Here is a 16,924-nt window from a genome sequence, read left to right as displayed (position 1 = left end):
CGGGGTCGGCCCCAAGCGCTATGAGGACGCCTATTAGGTCGTAGCGGCTTATGCCGAACTCCTCCATGATCTTGACGCCGCGCTCCAAAAGCGCCGAGGAGTTCCGGACGGGGCATTGTATGTCCACCACGGCGGACTCGCAGACCTTTATCGCGAGGCTTTGGGCCATGTGGATATATACGCCCTATTAAAATTAGCCCCGCAGCGGCCGTCACCCGACTCTGCCCAGCTTCGAGAACTCCAGCTCCAGCACGCGCTGTAGAACCACGGCGTACTCGAAGGGCAGATCCTTGACTACGTCGGACACGAACCCCAGCACTATGGAGGCCTTGGCCTCGTCCTCGGTGAAGCCCCTAGATCTGAGGTACATGAGCTTCTCCTCGGATATCCTGCTGGCGGTCGCCTCGTGTGTGACGACCGCGGTGTCCTCGAACACCTGGTCGTGCGGCATCGTGATGTTGGCCGAATCTCCGTCGAGGACCAAGGCGTCGCACTGCACGTGGCTTCTGGCGTTCTTGGCTCCCTTGGCCACGTAGACCATGCCCCTATACACGGAGGTGCCGCCCCTGGCCGATATGCTCTTGTTGACCACTCTGCTCCTCGTGTCGGGCGCGAGGTGCCACACCTTGGCTCCGTTTTCCTTCCATAGGCCGCCGTTGGCCGCGGTTATGCCGTAGATCTCGGTGGAGGCCCCCTCGCCCTTGAGTATAGTCGACGGGAACGTGTAGGTCGTCTTGCTGCCTATACTGCCCTCCACCCACTGCACGTGGGCCCCCGCCTCGGCGACCGCCCTCTTGTTGTTGAAATTCACTATGTCGCGCGACCAGTTCTGCACCGTGGTTATCTTGAGGCCGGCCCCCTCGTGCGCGTAGCCCTCGACCATGCCGTTGTGGAAGCTGTACTTCAGGAGGCGGGGGGCGGAGCAGGCCTCTATCCAGTGGACGTAGGCGCCCCTATCGGCGACCACGATGCTGTGCTCCATCTGGCTCTCCATCGATCCTCCGATCAGGAAGAATGTCTCCAGGGGCTGCTCTATCTTGACGCCCGGCGGCACGTAGATGAACGTGCCCCCGGACCAGAGGGCGCCGTGAAGCGCGGCGAATTTGTGCTCGGCCGGGAAAACCCTCATGAAGTACTGCTTGACCAGATCAGGGTATTTCTTGACGGCCTCGTCCATGGGCAGCATGATTACGCCCTTCTCCTGCAGCTTCTTCTTGAAGTTGAAGTAGACTATCTCGCTGTCGAACTGCGTGGCGAGGCCCAGAAGGGCCTTGGCCTCCATCTCGGGCAGGCCCAGCTTCTCGTAGTACTCCTTTATCTCCTTGGGAAGCTCGTCCCAGCTCTTGGCGGTCTCGGTCTGCGGCTTGGCGTAGTGGACCAACGCCTCGAGGTCTATCTCGCCGACCCCTCTGACCCATCTAGGCGTCGGCAACTTCTCGAAGAGCCCCAACATGCTGAGCCTGAGCCGCCTCATCCAGTCGGGCTCGCCCTTGAGCCTGCTGATCTCCTCGACCATATCCCTGGTGATCCTGCCTTTCAGCTCCACCGCATATGGCACCGGCTTGGCGACGCCGAGGAGCTCCGAGGCGTGCTCCGCCCCCGCGACGACGCCGCGCAGCTCAGCCAGCTCGTTTTCCATGGCCATAAGCCGATTGACAGTTAAATCGTTGTTGTCCCAATCCGCCCGACAGGGCCCGACCCTCGGCGTTTGGAGCTCAGGCGCCGGGCCTACGGCCTACTGCGGCCCCAAGCCCCGATCTCACACATAGCAACAGCGACCGGATCCATCAGCTGCGAGCCCGCCTCCAGAAGACCGCCGTAGCGAGGCGCGCCCCATCGACGCCCGACGGCGTAGGCCGACCTCAGCGCATCCCCCGCCGATTCGTAACACCGCCAGCCGCTGCCAGCCCGCCTCAGCCCTCGCCGCAAGGATCCCCGCCGAACCAGCCGATATGCAAATTGTTGTTCGAGCCGCCTTTGCGACGGCTCTATGAGGCGGGCCCTGGGCGGATCCTGCCTAGGCAGTGGCTCCGCGGACGGCTATATGGACAAAGCCTTCTGGCGGCCTGGCGCCGGCGGGCTCAGCGCGCCTCCGGCCTTCCGCCGGAAGTCGGCGTGTCGAGCCGCATCGACGGAACGTCCGCCCATGTAGCCGCCTATGTGAAGCCGACTTTACGAAAAGCCTTATATCTTTCAGCGTTCGCTACGCCGTGAGTTTCGTCGTCGGCAGCGGTCTGCGCAAGAGGTTCGTGACTAGGGAGAGGCTCGGCCTCTTCAAGTCCAGGGCCAAGATCGTCGACGCGCTGAACGGCGTCGATATATCCATAGACAGGGGGAGGCTGCTGTCCCTAGTGGGCCCCAACGGAGCCGGCAAGACGACGCTCGTGAGGATCTTCGCGACGCTCCTCCTGCCGGACGAGGGCAAGGCCTACGTGGGAGGGCTCGACGTGGTTGGAGACGCGGACAGGGTGAGGCGCCTGGTGGGCCTGATGCTGTATCCCGACAAGGGCTTCTTCGGGAGGCTCTCGGGCCTCGAGAACTTGATATACTACGGCATGCTCTACGGGCTGGGCAGGCGGGAGGCGCACAGGCGGGCCGAGGAGCTGCTGAAGTCGGTGGACCTCTGGGAGGCCCGCCACAGCCCCTTCGAGGAGTACTCCATGGGCATGAAGGCGAGGCTCGGCTTGGCCAAGGCGCTTATAAACAACCCCGAGTTCCTGTTGCTGGACGAGCCCACCGTGGGCATAGATCCCGTGGGCGCGAGGAAGGTGAGGGAGCTGATACGGGGGTTGAAGAGAGAAGGCATAACGATACTCTTCACCTCCCACAACCTCTACGAGGTGGAGGAGCTCTCCGACGAGGTCGCCCTCATCGTGGGCGGCCGCATAGTCGCGAGGGGCCCTCCGGACGCGCTCAAGCAGAAGCTGGGGTTCGAGCCCGTCGCCGTCGTCAGGGCCGTGTGCAGCGGCGAGGAGAGGACCCTGTCGAAAAACGGCGACGGGAGGGCGCTGGCCGCGCTCGTGAGGGAGGCCGTGGAGGCCGGCTGCGAGGTGCTGGAGGCCTACGTCAGAGAGCCGCCGCTGGAGGAGGCCGTGGTTAAGACCTTGGGGGGCTCATGAGGGCCGGCTTCTACCTAGCCTTGAGGCTCAACCTGCGGCAGTACGGCGCGCTCCTCTTGGTGTCCGTGCTTGTGCCCTTCTTCGCGGCCCTCTTCTACCTCGCGGGCTGGACGGCGGCCGGCGGCAGGTCCGACCTCGACAAGTTCCTCTACCAGCTGGTGGGCATGGTGTTGCTCATCATGGCGCAGACCGCGTCGTCGAACGTCTTGTGGCATATCGGCGCGCTCACGTCGGGCGGCCAGCTGGAGTACCTAGCGGCATCGCCATCCAGTCCTCTGGCCGTCCTCCTGGCGTTTTACCTGCTCGACCTAGCCGTCGCGGGGCTGGGCGCCGCCGCGATCGCGGCCGCCATAATAGCCGCCTTGAGGGGGGCCCTCTTCGCTCTGGCGACGCTGTTGGCGACGGCGATAGCCTCGGCCACCTCTCTGCCCATCGTGGGGCTCGCCCTAGCCCTCGCCTACTTCCTGCCGTCTCTGCGGAACCCATCGCCTCTCTCAATGATCCTGAACGTAGCCGTCGTGTTTTTCGGCGGGGTGCTCTACCCCGTGGGAATCCTCCCGGCCTCACTGCAAGCGCTTTCCCGCCTGCTCCCCTTCGCCACATGGGCCGAGTTCGCCAGATCCGTGGGGCTGGGCCTGCAGGCGCCGCTTCGGGAGCTCGGCCCGCTGGCCGGCTACCTTGCGTATTTCGCCTTGGGGGTAGCGGTATGGGGCGTGCTCATGAGGAGCCTGAGGAGGTCGGGGCTCTACCATGTCTGGTGACATACCCCGCGAGCTCTGGCTGGCCGTGCGGCTCCGCCTCAGACCTCTGCCGCTCTTCCTGGCGGGCATCGCGTCCACGGCCATGTGGCTCGTCGTGGTGTTGCTCGCCGTGGCGTGGTACGGCGGCAACGTGGCGTACACCGTCCGGTTTCTATTCTGGGGCGCCGTAGTCTTTCTGGTGTTCTCCGAGCAGACGTGGGGAGCCGCCGCGTTCGGCGACCTGGCGAGGAACGGAGTGATGGACTACGTCGCGGCCTCGCCTACGAGGCTGCACTCGTACCTACTCGCCGCCTCCCTGGCGTCCTCTCTGGCGGCTACGCCGGGCGTGTTTATTCTGCTGGGGATCTACTATCTGATACAGGGCGAGCTTCCGCCCCTGGCCCAGCCCGCCTATTTCGTCGCCGGGCTGGCCATTTTCCTAACCGCGACGGCCCTGATAACGTCGTCGTTCACGCTGGTCTTCATAAGGCTGAGGAACCCCAGCCTCGCGGCCAATGCGGTGCAGTGGGCGATCCCGCTATCCGGCGGGATGATCCCGCCAACGGCCATGCCGCCGGAGGCCGCCAAGGCCTTTCTCTTCTCGCCGTTCCAGTACGGCGTCGCGCCCGTCGTGTATTCCGCCACCGGTTCGTGGCTGGTCGACCCTCCCCTGGCGCTGGCCGCAGGGGCTGCGGTGGTGGCCGTGCTGTACGTTCTGTCCGTCCGCGTCGCCGAGTCGGCCGTAGAGGGGTACAAGACCGCGGGGAAATGGGGCGTGGAGTAGGCCTGATCCAAGGTGGCCCATACGGGCCGCCCGTCTCCCAGGGACGGCCCCCCTACCTCGTGGAAAACGTCGGCGCTAGATCAGCTAGATCACGCCGGATTCCTTGAATATCCTCTCGTAGCCGCTCTCCTCCACCTTGCGGGCTATTTCGGGTCCTCCCTCGAGGACGAGCTTCCCGTCGAACATTACGTACACCCTGTCCGGCTCTAGGAACCGCAGTATCCGCGCGTAGTGGGTCGATATGAGGACGCCGGCTCCCCCCTCCACGAGCCGAGCGAGGGCCTTGCTGATGGCCGCCATGCCGTCCACGTCAAGGCCCGAGTCCGGCTCGTCGAGAACAGCCACTGAGGGCCTTACCATCAGGGCGAGGAGGACCTCCGCGCGCTTGAACTCGCCCCCGCTGAAGCCGGCCCCCGTTCCTCTGTTGAACACGTCGCGCCTAAGCCCCAGCTCGTCGGCGAGCTTGTAGACCTCGCCGATCCTAGGGTTGGCGTCGCCGAGCTTCTTGCCGGCCTTTTTGTTGAGCATCGCCTGTATCAAGAAGGCGAAGCGCACCTCGGGAACCGCTATAGGCGATTGAAACCCGACGAAGAGACCTCTGGCGAATCGCTCCTCGGGGGCCATGCCCCTTATCGACACGCCGTCGAGAAGGATGTCCCCCTCCACGACCTCGTAGCGAGGGTTGCCCGCTATGGTCTGGAACAACGTGGATTTGCCGGAGCCGTTGGGCCCCATCAAGGCCGCTATCTCGCCCGATCTTATGGCGAGAGAGACGCCCTTAAGTATCCTTTTGCCCTCAACCGCGACGTGCAGATCCTTGACCTCCAACACGGCCATATTCGGCTCTCCGATGTGTGCTTAAAAACTTCAGATAGGGTTACATGCGGTGATTGGGGCTGGGTTGCGGAGGGTCCGCCCGGTGACGATTTAGGAGCCAGCTGACTAAATAGGGCTATATAACTTTAATAGAAGATAGAACATATTGATCATGCCGCCGAAATGGCACTGGACCCAGGTGGACCCGGACAAGGTGCCCTCGATGAGAGTCGAGCCGCCCGGCCCTAAGGCCCTCGAGATAATACGAAGGGACGAGGCGGTGCTTATGCAGTCCTTCGTCCGCTGGTACCCTCTCGTCGTTGCCAGGGGATACGGTCCCGTGGTTGAGGACGTCGACGGCAATCTCTACATAGACTATAACGCCGGCATAGCCGTCACGGCGACGGGGCATGCGCACCCCAAGGTGGTTGAGGCCATCAGGCGGCAGTCCGAGCTATTCCTCCACTACTCGCTCACCGACTTCTACTACGAGGTCGCCGTCAAGCTGGCCGAGAAGCTCGTCTCGATAGCCCCCATCTCCGGCCAGAAGAAGGTCTTCTTCACCAACAGCGGGACCGAGTCCATAGAGGGCCTGGTCAAAATAGCTAGGGGCTATTTCAAGGGCCAGAGGCCCTACATAATGGCGTTCTACGGGGCCTTCCACGGCAGGACCTACGCCTCCATGTCCCTCACGGCGTCCAAGCCTGTGCACAGAAAGTACTTCTCGCCGGTTATGCCCAACGTGATACACGTCCCGTATCCCCATCCCGTCCATTGTCCCTTCAAGGCCAGGGACCCCGAGGAGTGCGGGCAGTACGCGCTGGAGTTCATCGACGAGTGGGTCTTCAAGAGGCTCGTCAGCCCCGACGAGGTCGCCGCGGTGTTGATAGAGCCCATACAGGGCGAGGGCGGCTATGTGGTGCCCCCGCGGGGCTTCATGCAGGGCCTCCGCAAGATGACCAAGGAGAACGGGATACTTCTGGCCGTCGACGAGGTCCAGACCGGCTTCGGGAGGACCGGCCGCTGGTTCGCCGTCGAGCACTTCGGCGTGGAGCCAGACGTGATCGCGACGGCCAAGGCCATAGCCTCCGGCCTGCCCATGGGGGCCATAATCGGCAGGGCGGACGTGATGTCCCTCCCCAAGGGGGCCCACGCCAACACCTTCGGCGGAAATCCCGTGGCCGCCGCCGCATCCCTCGCCACCATCGAGGTTATAGAGGAGGAGGGGCTTCTGGAACACGCGGCGAAGCTGGGCGACGGGATAAAGAAGGCGCTGGCCGAGGAGCTCAAGGGCAGACACGACGTGAGGGGTCTCGGCTTGATGATAGGGGTCGAGCTGCTCGACGAAGGTAGGAAGCCGGCTAGGCACCTAGACGAGGTGCTGACCAGAAGCTTTAAACGCGGCCTAGCCGTGATAGGCGCGGGCCTCTCGACCGTGAGGATCGCGCCGCCGTTGGTGATACCCGAGGGTATGGCGATGAGGGGGGTGGAAATACTATTGGACGTTCTTAAGGCCCACTAGGCGTTTTTTGACGGGCCTCCGCCCCACCTCGTCCTCTAGATACCACTCCAGGACGAAGTCCTCCTCGTCTGCTATCAGCAGGGCCGCTTGGTAGGCCTCATCCCAGCTCTCCGCCACGTACTCCACGTCCCAGTCCTCTGGCTTCTCGACATGGGAGGGCTCGCCGGTCACCAAGACGCGGCCCTCCTTCCAATCGACCAGCACCAGGTACATTGTACATATTGCGATATTAATTTAAAAGAGAGCTTTTTAGCTAAGCTTTAGCGTCCCTGCCGAGGTCCGAAAAGTGCCACTGAAATATATAAACATTAACATTGTCATTAATATAATGGTTTTATCAATAAATAGGTAAAACTAGCCGAATATATAAGGAAAACTATTTTTTATATATCAGTATTACAAGTAAATTATCTCCGCATATCGGTAGATGAGCTTTCGCAGCTACTCTTATTTAAAAGTTTCTCCATCAACTCTCCGGGCTTCACCTTTACGAATTTTAGGTTATACTCTCTAAGATAGTGAAAGGCCGACGAGGTTATATCGGACGCCACGAGGATTCCCCGCGCCCGCCCGCGGGCCTTGGCCACCGCCTCTACATATCTGCGCAGCTGGAACACAGCCTCATGATCGGCCACATCCCTCTTGACCTCAACGACTACATATTCGCCGGCTCCGTCGACGGCCAAGATGTCTATATGGCCGGCCTCCGTGGGGACCTCTACGCCCACCACGTCGAGGCCCGGCTCCACGACCTCCATGTTCTTAACCAGGAAATCGACGAGATCCCTCTCGGTGCCGCGAAGCCTTACGGAGGAGCTCCCCGCATCGAAGAGGGCGATCTCCAGGACCCTCTCCATCTTGAGGACAACGGACTCGCTGGGCCTAGGCCTCAGGGACTTCAGCAACAACGTCCCGCCCTCCAGCACGGCCATGTTGGAGGAGCCAGGCGGGTTCCACACCAGCGGCGTGGCCTTCTCAGAGCCGTGGACCAGGAGAGTCCCGTCGGGCTTGATAACGACCAGATAGGGGGCAACCGGGAGCTCCGCCGCGGCCCTCCCCCTGTACGTGCCTCCGCATATGCAGAAGATGGCGATGAGCCCCCTCCTGCGGTTGGTGTTTATGAACGCCGCTGCCTCGCGCGGCTCCGGCTCCAAGATCCGCATCACGAGACTTAAGGCGCACGATAAATAGAGGCAGGAGAGAAAATACGTCTCGGGGGCCGTGGGGCTAACCGACGATTTCTTTTAATAATTGGCGGAACCCTCTACATGGATCTGGCGTCGCTCACAGGGGCCTACGGAGTTTCGGGCTTCGAGGACGACGTGAGGCGCAGGGTCTTGGACGCCGTAGGTTCGGCGTCTGTGGACGACTTCGGCAACGTTATCGTGGGCGGGAGGTCGAGCGTGGCCTTCGTGGCCCATATGGACGAGGTGGGGCTGTTGGTGACCTCCATAGAGGAGGACGGGAGGCTCAAGTTCAGGAAGGTGGGCGGCGTAGACGACAGAATTCTGCCGGGGGCCGCGGTGACCCTCTACGGCGACGGTTTCAGGATAGAGGGCGTGATAGGCGTGGCCCCTCCCCACTTCCAGCAACAGCAGCAACAGACCTCCTGGCAGGATCTATATATAGATATAGGCGCGACAAGCAGGCAGGAGGCGGAGTCGCTGGGGGCCGCGCCCATGACGCCTGCGGCCTTTTCTAGGCGTTATGCCGAGATGGGCAGGTTCGTCTCCGCAACCGCCATAGACGACAGAGCCGGGTGTTGGGCGCTTCTGGAGGCCTACAGGAGGGGGGCCGACGCCACGTTCCTGTGGACCGTCCAGGAGGAGGTGGGCCTCATGGGCGCGAGGGCTCTAGCCAGTAGGTCCAACGTCAAGAACGCCGTAATAGTGGACACGACCGCCTGTTGCCACCCCAACTTCACCGGAAACGTCAAGCCGGGACAGGGACCCATAGTCAGGATCTTCGACAACTACGGCGCCTACAACAACAAGCTCGCCAAGAAGGTGCTGGAGGTGGCCAGGAGGAGGGGGATTCCCGTCCAGATAGGCGCGGGAGGCGGAGGCACGGACGCCGCGGCCTTCTTCGTCTCGGGAGTGCCGGCTGTCGCCATAGGCATACTCACTAAGTACTCGCACTCGCCGGTCGAAATGGTCCACAAGGACGATCTGAAATACGCGGTGGAGCTCATGGTGGCCCTCGCCGAGGAGCTCCGCTGACGTTAGACCAGACCTGCGGCACGCCTGGCGGGCTTTAACGGGCAACCTTAATATTACGTGCCACATTCCGGGCGTGGAGATCGTGCCGATAGCCGAGGAGAGCCTGGGGGTGAGGTCCATGGCGCTTTTCGTGAGGACCCGCGATACGGCCATATTGTTCGACGCCGGCGTCTCCCTATCCCCCCGGCGCTTCGGGCTCCCCCCGCATCCCCTCGAGCTGAGGAGGGTGCAGGAGCTGCGGGCTAAGTTGCTGGAGTACGCGGCGGCCGCCGACGTCGTGACGGTCTCCCACTACCATAGGGACCACTTCACTCCGTGGTATAGGAGCGTCTACATGGCCACGGACGACCATACCTACGTCGAGGTGTATAAGGGAAAGCTGGTCCTGGCGAAGTCGCCGCAGGGCATAAACTGGAGCCAACGCAGGCGCCACTACGGCTTCAAGAAGGCCGTGGGGAAGATAGCCGAGATAGAATACGTCGACGGCAAGAGCTACAGGTTCGGCCGCACGACCTTGACGGCCTCCCCGCCGTTGCCCCACGGGCCGGAGGGCGCGAGGACGGGCTTCGTGGTGGCGTTCGTGGTGGAGGACGGAGAGGAGCGCCTCCTGTACATGCCCGACGTGCAAGGTCCCGCGAACGACGCGGCGCTCGGCTTCGCCCTCAATGCGGCGCCGACGATCGCAGTTGTCGGCGGGCCGCCCACCTATTTGAACAACATCGAGTGGGCAACCGGCATTAGCAACCTCGAGAGACTGGCGTCGGCGTCCGGCTTGAGGACTCTCGTCGTGGCCCACCACGCCCTGAGGGATCTCGACTGGAAGACGAGGCTGGCGCCGGTCTTCGAGGCCGCGTCCCGGTCGGGCGTCAGGGTCGAGACCTACGCGGGCTTGTTGGGCAGGGAGGACGAGCTGCTGGAGGCGCGTAGGAGGGAGCTGTATCGGTTGATGCCGGCGGAGCCCAAGAGCTTGGAGGAGGGCGGAGAGGAATGAGGCGGATTACTCTGGCTCTTCTGAGGACAATATCCGAGCTCATCTTCATCGGGGTGGCTGGGGCGGCGGTCTACGTGCTGATAGACCTGCTCGCCGCCGGGCTTAGGGGCCTGCCGCCCTACATCTTCGACGTGGCTAAGGCGGTCGTCATCATCGGCGCTGGGGTGGCCGGCGTCAAGGCATTGGGCGACTTCATAATAGCGGCGCTGAGGCCGATGATAGGCGACAGGGCCTACTCCGTGGGCAACACCTTCAAGGTGCTGGGCTATATCGCCGCCATAACTGCCGGGTTCTTCAAGATAGGGGCGACGAGCCAGATAGCGTTGCTCGGCGGCACGGTCGCCGGCATAGTCCTCGGCCTTGCGCTTCAGCCTACCCTGGGCAATCTATTCGCTGGCCTACTCATAATAGCGACGAACTTCGTCAGAGTGGGCGACACGGTGAGGATAATCAATTGGCAAGTGCCCTACCAGTGGGCCTTCAGCCCTCCCTATAAGTACTTCTCGCCGGATTATATATATCCGGCCTTCATGGGGAAGGTGGTCGAGGTCAATCTGTTCTACACCGTGGTGGTGACGGATCGAGGCGACGAGTTGAAGATACCCAACTCCATAATGCTGGGGGGAGCGGTAGTCGACGAGTCGGCGTCTCAGTGGTCGCAACAACGCGTGGTCAACGTGAGGGTCGAGCTTCCGCTGTCGGTGGTAGACCTAGACAGGCTAGAGGGCGACATCAGGGAGCTGTTGTCGGACCTAGACGTGAGGGGCATCTACCTCAACGAGCAGAGCGACAAGGACTACGTGATAGTTCTGATAAGGCTAGCCGTCCCGAAGGGAGGCGACTGGCGCCTCGTCAAATCGGAGGCGCTCAAAAGGCTCTTGAAGATGAGGGCGGAGCTGATAAGGGCGAACGAGCAGCGCTTCCTCTGTCTCACCAAGGGGGTCTGTAAACAGCCTTAGCGCCGGCCGGCGGCGACCGCCTCGCCGATGCGCTTGATCCCCTCCACAAGCCTCTCGGGCTTTTCGGCCACAAACGAGATCCTCACAGCAGCCTTGTAAACGTCGCTGAAATAGCTCCCGGGCACCAAAGCCACGGAGTACTTCTCCAACATCTCCTGGGCGAACGCCTCGCCGTCGGCTATGTACTTGGACAAGTCGAGGAAGATGAACATGGAGCCCTGCGGGATCTTGAACTTGCCCTCTGGAACATAACGACGGAGGGCATCGACTGCCGCATCCCTCTTGGCCCTATAGACGGCCACAAATTCCTTGACATATTTAAGCCTGACGTCGGATCTGAGGTATATGGCGACCATCTTCTGGGCGAACGAGGGGGGACAATAGACCATCTCCTCGTTGGCAAGCTTCACCTTGGATACCACGTCCTTGGGCCCGTAGACGTAGCCGAGCCTCCAGCCGGGTATTGCGGGGTCCTTGGAGAATGTGTTTATGGATATCACGTGTTCCGGCGCTAGCTTGTATAGGTAGACGTGATCGCCCTCGTATATCATGGTCTTGTACGCCTCGTCCGTAACTATCCATATGTCGTGATCCATCGCCAGGTCGGCCAAGGCCTTAGCCGCCTCGGGCCTCAGCAATCTGCCGGTGGGGTTGTCCGGCGAGACCAAGATCACGGCCTTGGTCTTCGGCGTGATCTGCTCCTTCAGCCTCTCGACGTCCGGCTGGTAGTCGCCCTCTAGGTACGTCCTATGCCTCACTATCTTGGCCCCGAAGTATTCCAGGAGGGGCTTGTAGCCGAAGTAGGTGGGGTCCATCAATACCACTTCGTCGCCCGGCTCTATTATGGTGGCCAGAGTCGAGAACATGGCTGCTTGGCCTCCCGCCGTTATGGTTATCTGGTCCGGCGGCACGTCGAGGCCGCCCAGCCTCTTCAAGTCCTCGGAGATGGCCTCCCTAAGCTCGTAGATGCCTTGGCTCGGCGTGTAGCCGTAGAGATCCATGCTCTCCTCCTGCAGAAGCTCGGCCATCCTCCGCCTCACCTCGATGGGGGGCGGTATGCTCGGCTGTCCGGTGGACAGTATTATCACATCCCTCCCCTCTCTCTTCAGCCTTTCCCTCAACGCGTCGATCTTCCTCGTCGGGCTCTCTTTTAAGTAGGCCAGCCTCTCCGAGAAGGTCCTCACGGAACCCGAAGAATTGGGGTGATTATAAGCCGTCATGCTCAACTTATACTAAACAGACGCGCGCTACGTGGTTATATTTATCTCGTAGCCTCCTGGTTGACCGCCCTAAGTACTGGCACCCCGAACTCCGAGTAGTCCAGCTCCCAAATCTCGAGGGTCCTCCTGTCGACAACTCTGACCTTAGTCCCGTTTAGGCTGATCTGGTATGGCCCCAGCTCCTCCACCGAGTAGCCCGACACCGTGGAGGCGAGCGCTATCGACGCGACGACCACCGGCCCGCGGAGCGTGGGGATCAGAGCGGCCGCATTCCCCGCAGGCTCGCCCTTAACGTCCTTGAGCATCTCAGTGAACTTATCCAAGGCGTCTCTATCGCCGAGCAGCTCCAGCGCGCGCACGGCCCACTTGACCGATATGCCGGCCTCGAGGCCCAGCCTGGCGAAAAACCAAGCGTCGCTGGTGTTCGCGGCCAGTTTGGCCCGCTCCATCTCCAGCATGCCCAACAGCTCGCGGGGAGGTATCGAGGGGGCCGCCTCCCTCGCGAAGTCCTCCGCCCTCTCCCCCAGGAGGACCTCCACGTATTTCTTCAAGAGCATCCAGCCGTCCACGCCCCGGCTGTTGCTCCACCGCTCGAACGCCTCATCCACGGCGTCGTTCAGCCAATTGATGGCCTCCCTCAGGGGCTGTCTCCACGGAGCCGGGCCGCCGCATCCGCAGTCTCTGGTCCATCTGCCCAAGCCGTGCGGGCAGCTCCAGGAGGTGCCCGGCACGATCTCGACGACGCCCAGCGGCTTGATCCTATCTGCGGCGTGCCCCAGATTCGCCATGTAGGCCCCGTATTTGGCCGTCGCGGTCGCCAACACCCTCTCCTCGCCCTTCTTGTGGTGGCCGAAGGTCTCGCCGTCGAGGGCCACCAACGTCACGCCGTCGCGAGGCGCGGCCTCCATGGCCTTCGGCAGCTCGTCGGGTCCGCCGAATGCTATCTTGTCGGAGAGCGCCTCGTCTCTGACGAAGACCAAGATCTTCCTGCCGGAGGGCAGCAGGACCTCGTAGGGGCCTCCCGGCCCTCCGCCTTTTATCTGTCTCTGCGTAAGGATCGTGAACTTGATGTCGTACTGGGCCAACACCTCCAGAGTCTCCACGTCGACGGCCATCTCGGGGAGCCACATGCCTTCGGGATATCTCTCGAAGTGCCTCTCGAAGTGTTTGATCCCCCACTCCACCAGCACCTCCTTATCCTTCCGGTCGAGCAACGGCAATATCGCGTGGTAGTAGGGATGGGCTATCGCGTTTCCGTGGCCCCACCTCTCCCGCCCTATCTTGTCGGCCTCTATTACGGCGCCGTAAACGTGCGGCCTCCTCCGCCTCAGCCAGTCGAGCAGGGTCGGCCCGAAGTCGAAGCTGATCCAGGTGTAGTTGCCGAGAAGCGCGTTGGGCTCGTAGCACTCATAGGCGATGCGCTCGTTCCAATGCCTATACGGCGCGGCCGAAGGCTCCGGCAGTATGGTCTCGAGCCAAGGGTCCTCTCTGGGGGGCTGATAAAAATGGCCGTGGATAATAATCATGCGGGTGCGGGGTCGTAAATATATAAACTTGAGCGGCCGAGGCGCCGTATTATGTCGGTCCTGGAGGCGTTGATATACGCGACGGCGGCATACGCGCTCGCCGTAATTGCGACATATCTCTTCTTGGTCAGTAGAACCCCCGGATGCAGGGGAAAGGTCTTGAGATGCATCAGGGCGAAGGAGCTGGTCGCCGTGGCGATCATAGTGCTGGCACAAGCGGCGCTGATGGCGCTGATGGCCGTCTTTCTGCTCTAGCAGTCGAGGGGCACCGGCCTGGACAGCTCGATCTCCACGTCGTCGCCGGGCCTCGCCGAGCCTATATACGCCCATATCCGTTGTCCGTCTATATCGAGGAGGGTCTTGACCCCTCCGGCCGACCTCATGGTCTGCACCACGCGCCCCCTTATGCCGCCCGACCCCACAACCACGTCCTCCGCCCTAATACCGAAGCACCTCCCCTCGAGCTTGATTATCTGGAACCCGACGAGTCTAGCCGTCACGGCGTGTCTAGGCCTGGCGAAGACCTCCTCGGCGTCTCCCACCTCCACGATCTTCCCCCCGTGCATGACCGCCACCAGGTCGCCGAGCGAATAGGCCTCGTCTCTATCGTGCGTCACGTGGACGACAGGTATGCCGAACTCCTGAGACAAGCCCCTCAGGAGCGGGAGGGCCGCCTCCTTGATGTCTGGGTCGAGCCCGGCCATGGGCTCGTCGAGCAGAAGTAGCCTAGGCCTCACCACCAACGCCCTGGCCAGCGCAACACTCTGCCTCTGTCCGCCCGACAGCTGTCTAGGCGTTCTCTGCAGCAATTCCTTTATGGCGAGCCTTTCCGCTATCTCGACGACAGCCTTCCTCCTCTCCTCGCGCGGGACGCCGCGCATCCTCAAGCCGAACTCTATATTGGCGTAGACGGTCATGTGGTCAAACAGAGCGTAGGTCTGGGGCACGTAGGCCACGTTCCTCCTCTCCGGCGGCAGTCTCGACACGTCGAGGCCGTCGAGCACGACCGAGCCCTCGGCCCTCAGAAGCCCCGCTATAGCCTTGAGCAAGGTGGTCTTGCCGGCCCCGTTGGGCCCCATCACCACCAAGTAGCTGTCCTCCACCATCAAGTCGATAGGGCCCAGTTGAAAGCCGCCGAGCTTGGCCTTAACTCCCCTCAGCTCCAACATACCTAACGGCGAGACGGTAGGCGAGGAACACCCCGAGCACGAAAAGGACGAGGGCCGCCGAGAATCTGACCGCCTCGTCGAGGCCCAGGCCTATATACGCTTGATATATGTATATAGAAGCTGGATATATGGACGTATTGCCCACCACGATGTAGTACGCCACGACCAGCAGGGCGCCGGCCTCCGAGACCGATCTGGCCCAGGATAGGACCGCCCCGTTGATCACGGCGCTCTTTATATTGGGCAACACCACCGAGAGGAACGCCCTGAACGGCCCGGCCCCGAGGGTCCTCGCGGCGTTTTCGAGCTCCGGGTCGAGCAGCCTTATGGCGCTTTCGACGGTCCTAACCGCATATGTCGCCGATAGGTAGGAGACGGCGATCACCGCGCCTGGCAGCGCGTCCACGATCTTGATCCCGAGCGCGTTGAGGGAGGGGCCGAGGCCGTACGCGACGAAGGCCAGAACCACCATGAGGCCCACGACGGTGTGCGGCACGACTATGGGTATGTCCATCGCCACGTCGACCAGCTCCTTGAGCTTGAACTCGTAGCGCGCCAGGACGTAGGCGGCGGGTATCCCGAGGATCACCGCGGTCAGGGACGCCGCTGTGGATATGAGGACGGTCAAGCCCAGGGACTGCAGGAAGGGCCCCGTCGAGAGGGCCGCGGCGAGGCTCCCCCACCCTAGATATATCAAGAGCAGGGGTGGGTACAGAAAGAAGAGCAGGAGGACGCCGAGAAGGGAAAAGACCGACGCCTTGAATAGATCCATTAGGGAAACGCAGGGGAGTACTGGGGCACCTGCGATAGGGGAACTACGTAGGGCTTCAGCTGGGCGGGCACGTCTGAGTAGTTGCCGTAGGCCACGCCGGGGACTATGGGCTCTATGCCGAAGCTCCTGAGGATCTGCCGGCCCTGCGGGCTGAAGATAAGTAGGGCGAAGTCCACGGCGGCCTGCGGATTCGGCGCCGTCCTGGGCACCGTGAGGGTATATATGACGGGGTTGCACTGGAAGGTCTTCGTGGCGCCGGCCTCGGTCCAGGACACGCTCACCATATGGTAATAGGGCACGTAGTCCAGAGAGCCCAGGTTTATCTGCGGCGGCAGCGTTATGTACGCGAGCCCCTTGTACTCCTCCACCTGCGGTATGGCGTTGGATAGATAGGCCGAGAGGACGAACTGTATCTGGCCGGCCGCCATTAAGGACAGGAGGTCGACCTCCGTAGTCCTCATGACGTACTTAGAGGGGTTGCCGTATATGGCGTTGAAGAGCGTGCTCGAGTTGCCGAAGAAGGTGAGGCCCGCCAGCTTCAACACGCACATGGCCTGATAGCCCGACGGGTCCGTGAAGGGGTCAGACACGCCGACTGTGGTGGAGCTGTTCAGCGCTATTATCCCCAGTATCTGCCGCCACGTGGCGTTCCATTGCGACGAGAGGGGCTGCAGCCGCTGGGCTTGTTGCCAAAGGCCGTAGACCTCCCTGCCCGCCGTCGTGTTCAAATCGACCATGATGGCCATCTGCGTGAGCCCGAAGGCTATCTCGTAGTCGGTTAAATTGTTCTTGAACAAGACGTTGGGTATAGTCGTCGTGTCGGCAACAGCGAGGAGGCTGAACTGCTTGGTGGCCGTCTCGTCTTGAGCCAGCTTGCCGCTACCTTCATACAGCGGCTTCCCCAGAGGCACCGAGGGATATAATTGCGAGTATACGTCAAGCAATTTGTTGAAGGCGAATTTCAGCGTGCCGGCGGCCCCCACGGCAAAGGCCTGTTGTCGGCCTGCGGCCGCGAGGGTCTGTGTAGCCGTCTGCGGGGGCCGGTAGCCGCTCTGTAGCATATAGGCGACGCCGAAGCCCACGAGCA

General features: G+C 62.0%; 17 protein-coding genes. 8 read left to right on the top strand and 9 right to left on the bottom strand.

Features of this window, described 5'->3' with window-relative positions; genetic code table 11:
• Positions 1-211 precede the first annotated feature (211 nt).
• A complete protein-coding gene (gene sufB, locus B7L68_RS03670; protein WP_081246338.1) occupies positions 212-1,639 on the bottom strand; it encodes a Fe-S cluster assembly protein SufB in 1,428 nt (475 codons plus the stop codon).
• Positions 1,640-2,210: 571 nt separating this feature from the next.
• On the opposite strand from sufB, the gene B7L68_RS03665 reads away from it, so the two are divergent.
• Genes B7L68_RS03665 through B7L68_RS03655 form a run of 3 tightly spaced genes read left to right on the top strand, consistent with a single transcriptional unit; the run spans position 2,211 to position 4,643 of the window.
• Complete coding sequence (locus B7L68_RS03665; protein ID WP_081246337.1) at positions 2,211-3,119, top strand: ABC transporter ATP-binding protein; 909 nt, start codon at positions 2,211-2,213, stop codon at positions 3,117-3,119.
• Positions 3,116-3,880, top strand: coding sequence for an ABC transporter permease (locus B7L68_RS03660; protein ID WP_081246336.1), 765 nt, complete (start codon positions 3,116-3,118; stop codon positions 3,878-3,880). The genes B7L68_RS03665 and B7L68_RS03660 overlap by 4 nt, the downstream gene beginning before the upstream one ends.
• Positions 3,870-4,643 carry an ABC transporter permease gene (locus B7L68_RS03655; RefSeq protein ID WP_238136311.1) on the top strand — a complete coding sequence of 258 codons (774 nt, stop codon included), beginning with the start codon at positions 3,870-3,872 and terminating at the stop codon, positions 4,641-4,643. Before B7L68_RS03660 ends, B7L68_RS03655 begins: the two co-directional genes overlap by 11 nt.
• A gap of 84 nt (positions 4,644-4,727) precedes the next feature.
• On the opposite strand, the gene sufC is transcribed toward B7L68_RS03655, so the two are convergent.
• Positions 4,728-5,480, bottom strand: coding sequence for a Fe-S cluster assembly ATPase SufC (gene sufC, locus B7L68_RS03650; protein ID WP_081246335.1), 753 nt, complete (start codon positions 5,478-5,480; stop codon positions 4,728-4,730).
• Positions 5,481-5,631: 151 nt separating this feature from the next.
• Here sufC and B7L68_RS03645 point away from each other — a divergent pair, with 151 nt between their 5' ends.
• Complete coding sequence (locus B7L68_RS03645; RefSeq protein ID WP_081246334.1) at positions 5,632-6,981, top strand: acetyl ornithine aminotransferase family protein; 1,350 nt, start codon at positions 5,632-5,634, stop codon at positions 6,979-6,981.
• Here B7L68_RS03645 and B7L68_RS03640 read toward each other — a convergent pair.
• Together B7L68_RS03640 and nucS are read right to left on the bottom strand one after the other, a co-directional pair.
• A complete protein-coding gene (locus B7L68_RS03640) occupies positions 6,955-7,194 on the bottom strand; it encodes a hypothetical protein (protein ID WP_081246333.1) in 240 nt (79 codons plus the stop codon). The genes B7L68_RS03645 and B7L68_RS03640 overlap by 27 nt on opposite strands.
• Positions 7,195-7,388: 194 nt before the next feature.
• The gene (gene nucS, locus B7L68_RS03635; RefSeq protein WP_081246332.1) at positions 7,389-8,144 is read right to left on the bottom strand and encodes an endonuclease NucS; all 756 of its coding nucleotides are present in this window, start codon (positions 8,142-8,144) and stop codon (positions 7,389-7,391) included.
• A 105-nt stretch (positions 8,145-8,249) separates the two neighbouring features.
• On the opposite strand from nucS, the gene B7L68_RS03630 reads away from it, so the two are divergent.
• The 3 genes from B7L68_RS03630 (at position 8,250) to B7L68_RS03620 (ending at position 11,150) form a co-directional block, all read left to right on the top strand.
• Positions 8,250-9,200, top strand: coding sequence for a M42 family metallopeptidase (locus tag B7L68_RS03630; protein ID WP_081246331.1), 951 nt, complete (start codon positions 8,250-8,252; stop codon positions 9,198-9,200).
• Positions 9,201-9,273: 73 nt separating this feature from the next.
• The gene (locus tag B7L68_RS03625; protein WP_081246330.1) at positions 9,274-10,191 is read left to right on the top strand and encodes an MBL fold metallo-hydrolase; all 918 of its coding nucleotides are present in this window, start codon (positions 9,274-9,276) and stop codon (positions 10,189-10,191) included.
• On the top strand, positions 10,188-11,150 hold the full coding sequence (locus B7L68_RS03620; protein ID WP_081246329.1) for a mechanosensitive ion channel family protein: 963 nt from the start codon (positions 10,188-10,190) through the stop codon (positions 11,148-11,150). The genes B7L68_RS03625 and B7L68_RS03620 overlap by 4 nt, the downstream gene beginning before the upstream one ends.
• Here B7L68_RS03620 and B7L68_RS03615 read toward each other — a convergent pair.
• Positions 11,147-12,334: a pyridoxal phosphate-dependent aminotransferase gene (locus B7L68_RS03615; RefSeq protein WP_081246328.1), complete on the bottom strand. Its 1,188-nt coding sequence runs from the start codon at positions 12,332-12,334 to the stop codon at positions 11,147-11,149. The two genes, B7L68_RS03620 and B7L68_RS03615, sit on opposite strands and share 4 nt — an antisense overlap.
• A 77-nt stretch (positions 12,335-12,411) precedes the next feature.
• The gene (locus tag B7L68_RS03610; protein ID WP_081246327.1) at positions 12,412-13,896 is read right to left on the bottom strand and encodes a DUF3536 domain-containing protein; all 1,485 of its coding nucleotides are present in this window, start codon (positions 13,894-13,896) and stop codon (positions 12,412-12,414) included.
• 51 nt (positions 13,897-13,947) lie between these two features.
• Here B7L68_RS03610 and B7L68_RS03605 point away from each other — a divergent pair, with 51 nt between their 5' ends.
• Positions 13,948-14,151 carry a hypothetical protein gene (locus tag B7L68_RS03605; RefSeq protein WP_081246326.1) on the top strand — a complete coding sequence of 68 codons (204 nt, stop codon included), beginning with the start codon at positions 13,948-13,950 and terminating at the stop codon, positions 14,149-14,151.
• Here the strand turns inward: B7L68_RS03605 and B7L68_RS03600 are convergent.
• The 3 genes from B7L68_RS03600 to B7L68_RS03590 all read right to left on the bottom strand — a co-directional run.
• Entirely contained in the window at positions 14,148-15,065 is a 918-nt protein-coding gene (locus B7L68_RS03600) for an ABC transporter ATP-binding protein (RefSeq protein ID WP_238136310.1), read from the bottom strand. The two genes, B7L68_RS03605 and B7L68_RS03600, sit on opposite strands and share 4 nt — an antisense overlap.
• Positions 15,043-15,837 (bottom strand): ABC transporter permease, encoded by a 795-nt coding sequence (locus B7L68_RS03595; RefSeq protein WP_081246325.1) that lies wholly within the window; start codon positions 15,835-15,837, stop codon positions 15,043-15,045. The genes B7L68_RS03600 and B7L68_RS03595 overlap by 23 nt, the downstream gene beginning before the upstream one ends.
• Positions 15,837-16,924: substrate-binding domain-containing protein (locus B7L68_RS03590; protein WP_101958005.1), on the bottom strand; the 1,088-nt coding region annotated here is incomplete at its 5' end. The genes B7L68_RS03595 and B7L68_RS03590, both read right to left, overlap by 1 nt.

Origin of the sequence: Thermoproteus sp. CP80, assembly GCF_002077075.2 — an archaeon.
Classification (GTDB): Archaea; Thermoproteota; Thermoprotei; order Thermoproteales; family Thermoproteaceae; genus Thermoproteus.
This window is presented reverse-complemented; position numbering and strand designations above follow the sequence as displayed.

Excerpts from the sequence above, each read along its gene's own strand:
- sufB (WP_081246338.1), bottom strand. The coding sequence starts at position 1,639 with ATGGAAAACGAGCTGGCTGAGCTGCGCGGCGTCGTCGCGGGGGCGGAG.
- B7L68_RS03610 (WP_081246327.1), bottom strand. The coding sequence starts at position 13,896 with ATGATTATTATCCACGGCCATTTTTATCAGCCCCCCAGAGAGGACCCT.
- B7L68_RS03655 (WP_238136311.1), top strand. The coding sequence starts at position 3,870 with ATGTCTGGTGACATACCCCGCGAGCTCTGGCTGGCCGTGCGGCTCCGC.
- B7L68_RS03645 (WP_081246334.1), top strand. The coding sequence starts at position 5,632 with ATGCCGCCGAAATGGCACTGGACCCAGGTGGACCCGGACAAGGTGCCC.
- B7L68_RS03605 (WP_081246326.1), top strand. The coding sequence starts at position 13,948 with ATGTCGGTCCTGGAGGCGTTGATATACGCGACGGCGGCATACGCGCTC.
- nucS (WP_081246332.1), bottom strand. The coding sequence starts at position 8,144 with ATGCGGATCTTGGAGCCGGAGCCGCGCGAGGCAGCGGCGTTCATAAAC.
- B7L68_RS03630 (WP_081246331.1), top strand. The coding sequence starts at position 8,250 with ATGGATCTGGCGTCGCTCACAGGGGCCTACGGAGTTTCGGGCTTCGAG.
- sufC (WP_081246335.1), bottom strand. The coding sequence starts at position 5,480 with ATGGCCGTGTTGGAGGTCAAGGATCTGCACGTCGCGGTTGAGGGCAAA.
- B7L68_RS03660 (WP_081246336.1), top strand. The coding sequence starts at position 3,116 with ATGAGGGCCGGCTTCTACCTAGCCTTGAGGCTCAACCTGCGGCAGTAC.
- B7L68_RS03600 (WP_238136310.1), bottom strand. The coding sequence starts at position 15,065 with ATGTTGGAGCTGAGGGGAGTTAAGGCCAAGCTCGGCGGCTTTCAACTG.
- B7L68_RS03640 (WP_081246333.1), bottom strand. The coding sequence starts at position 7,194 with ATGTACCTGGTGCTGGTCGATTGGAAGGAGGGCCGCGTCTTGGTGACC.
- B7L68_RS03595 (WP_081246325.1), bottom strand. The coding sequence starts at position 15,837 with ATGGATCTATTCAAGGCGTCGGTCTTTTCCCTTCTCGGCGTCCTCCTG.
- B7L68_RS03620 (WP_081246329.1), top strand. The coding sequence starts at position 10,188 with ATGAGGCGGATTACTCTGGCTCTTCTGAGGACAATATCCGAGCTCATC.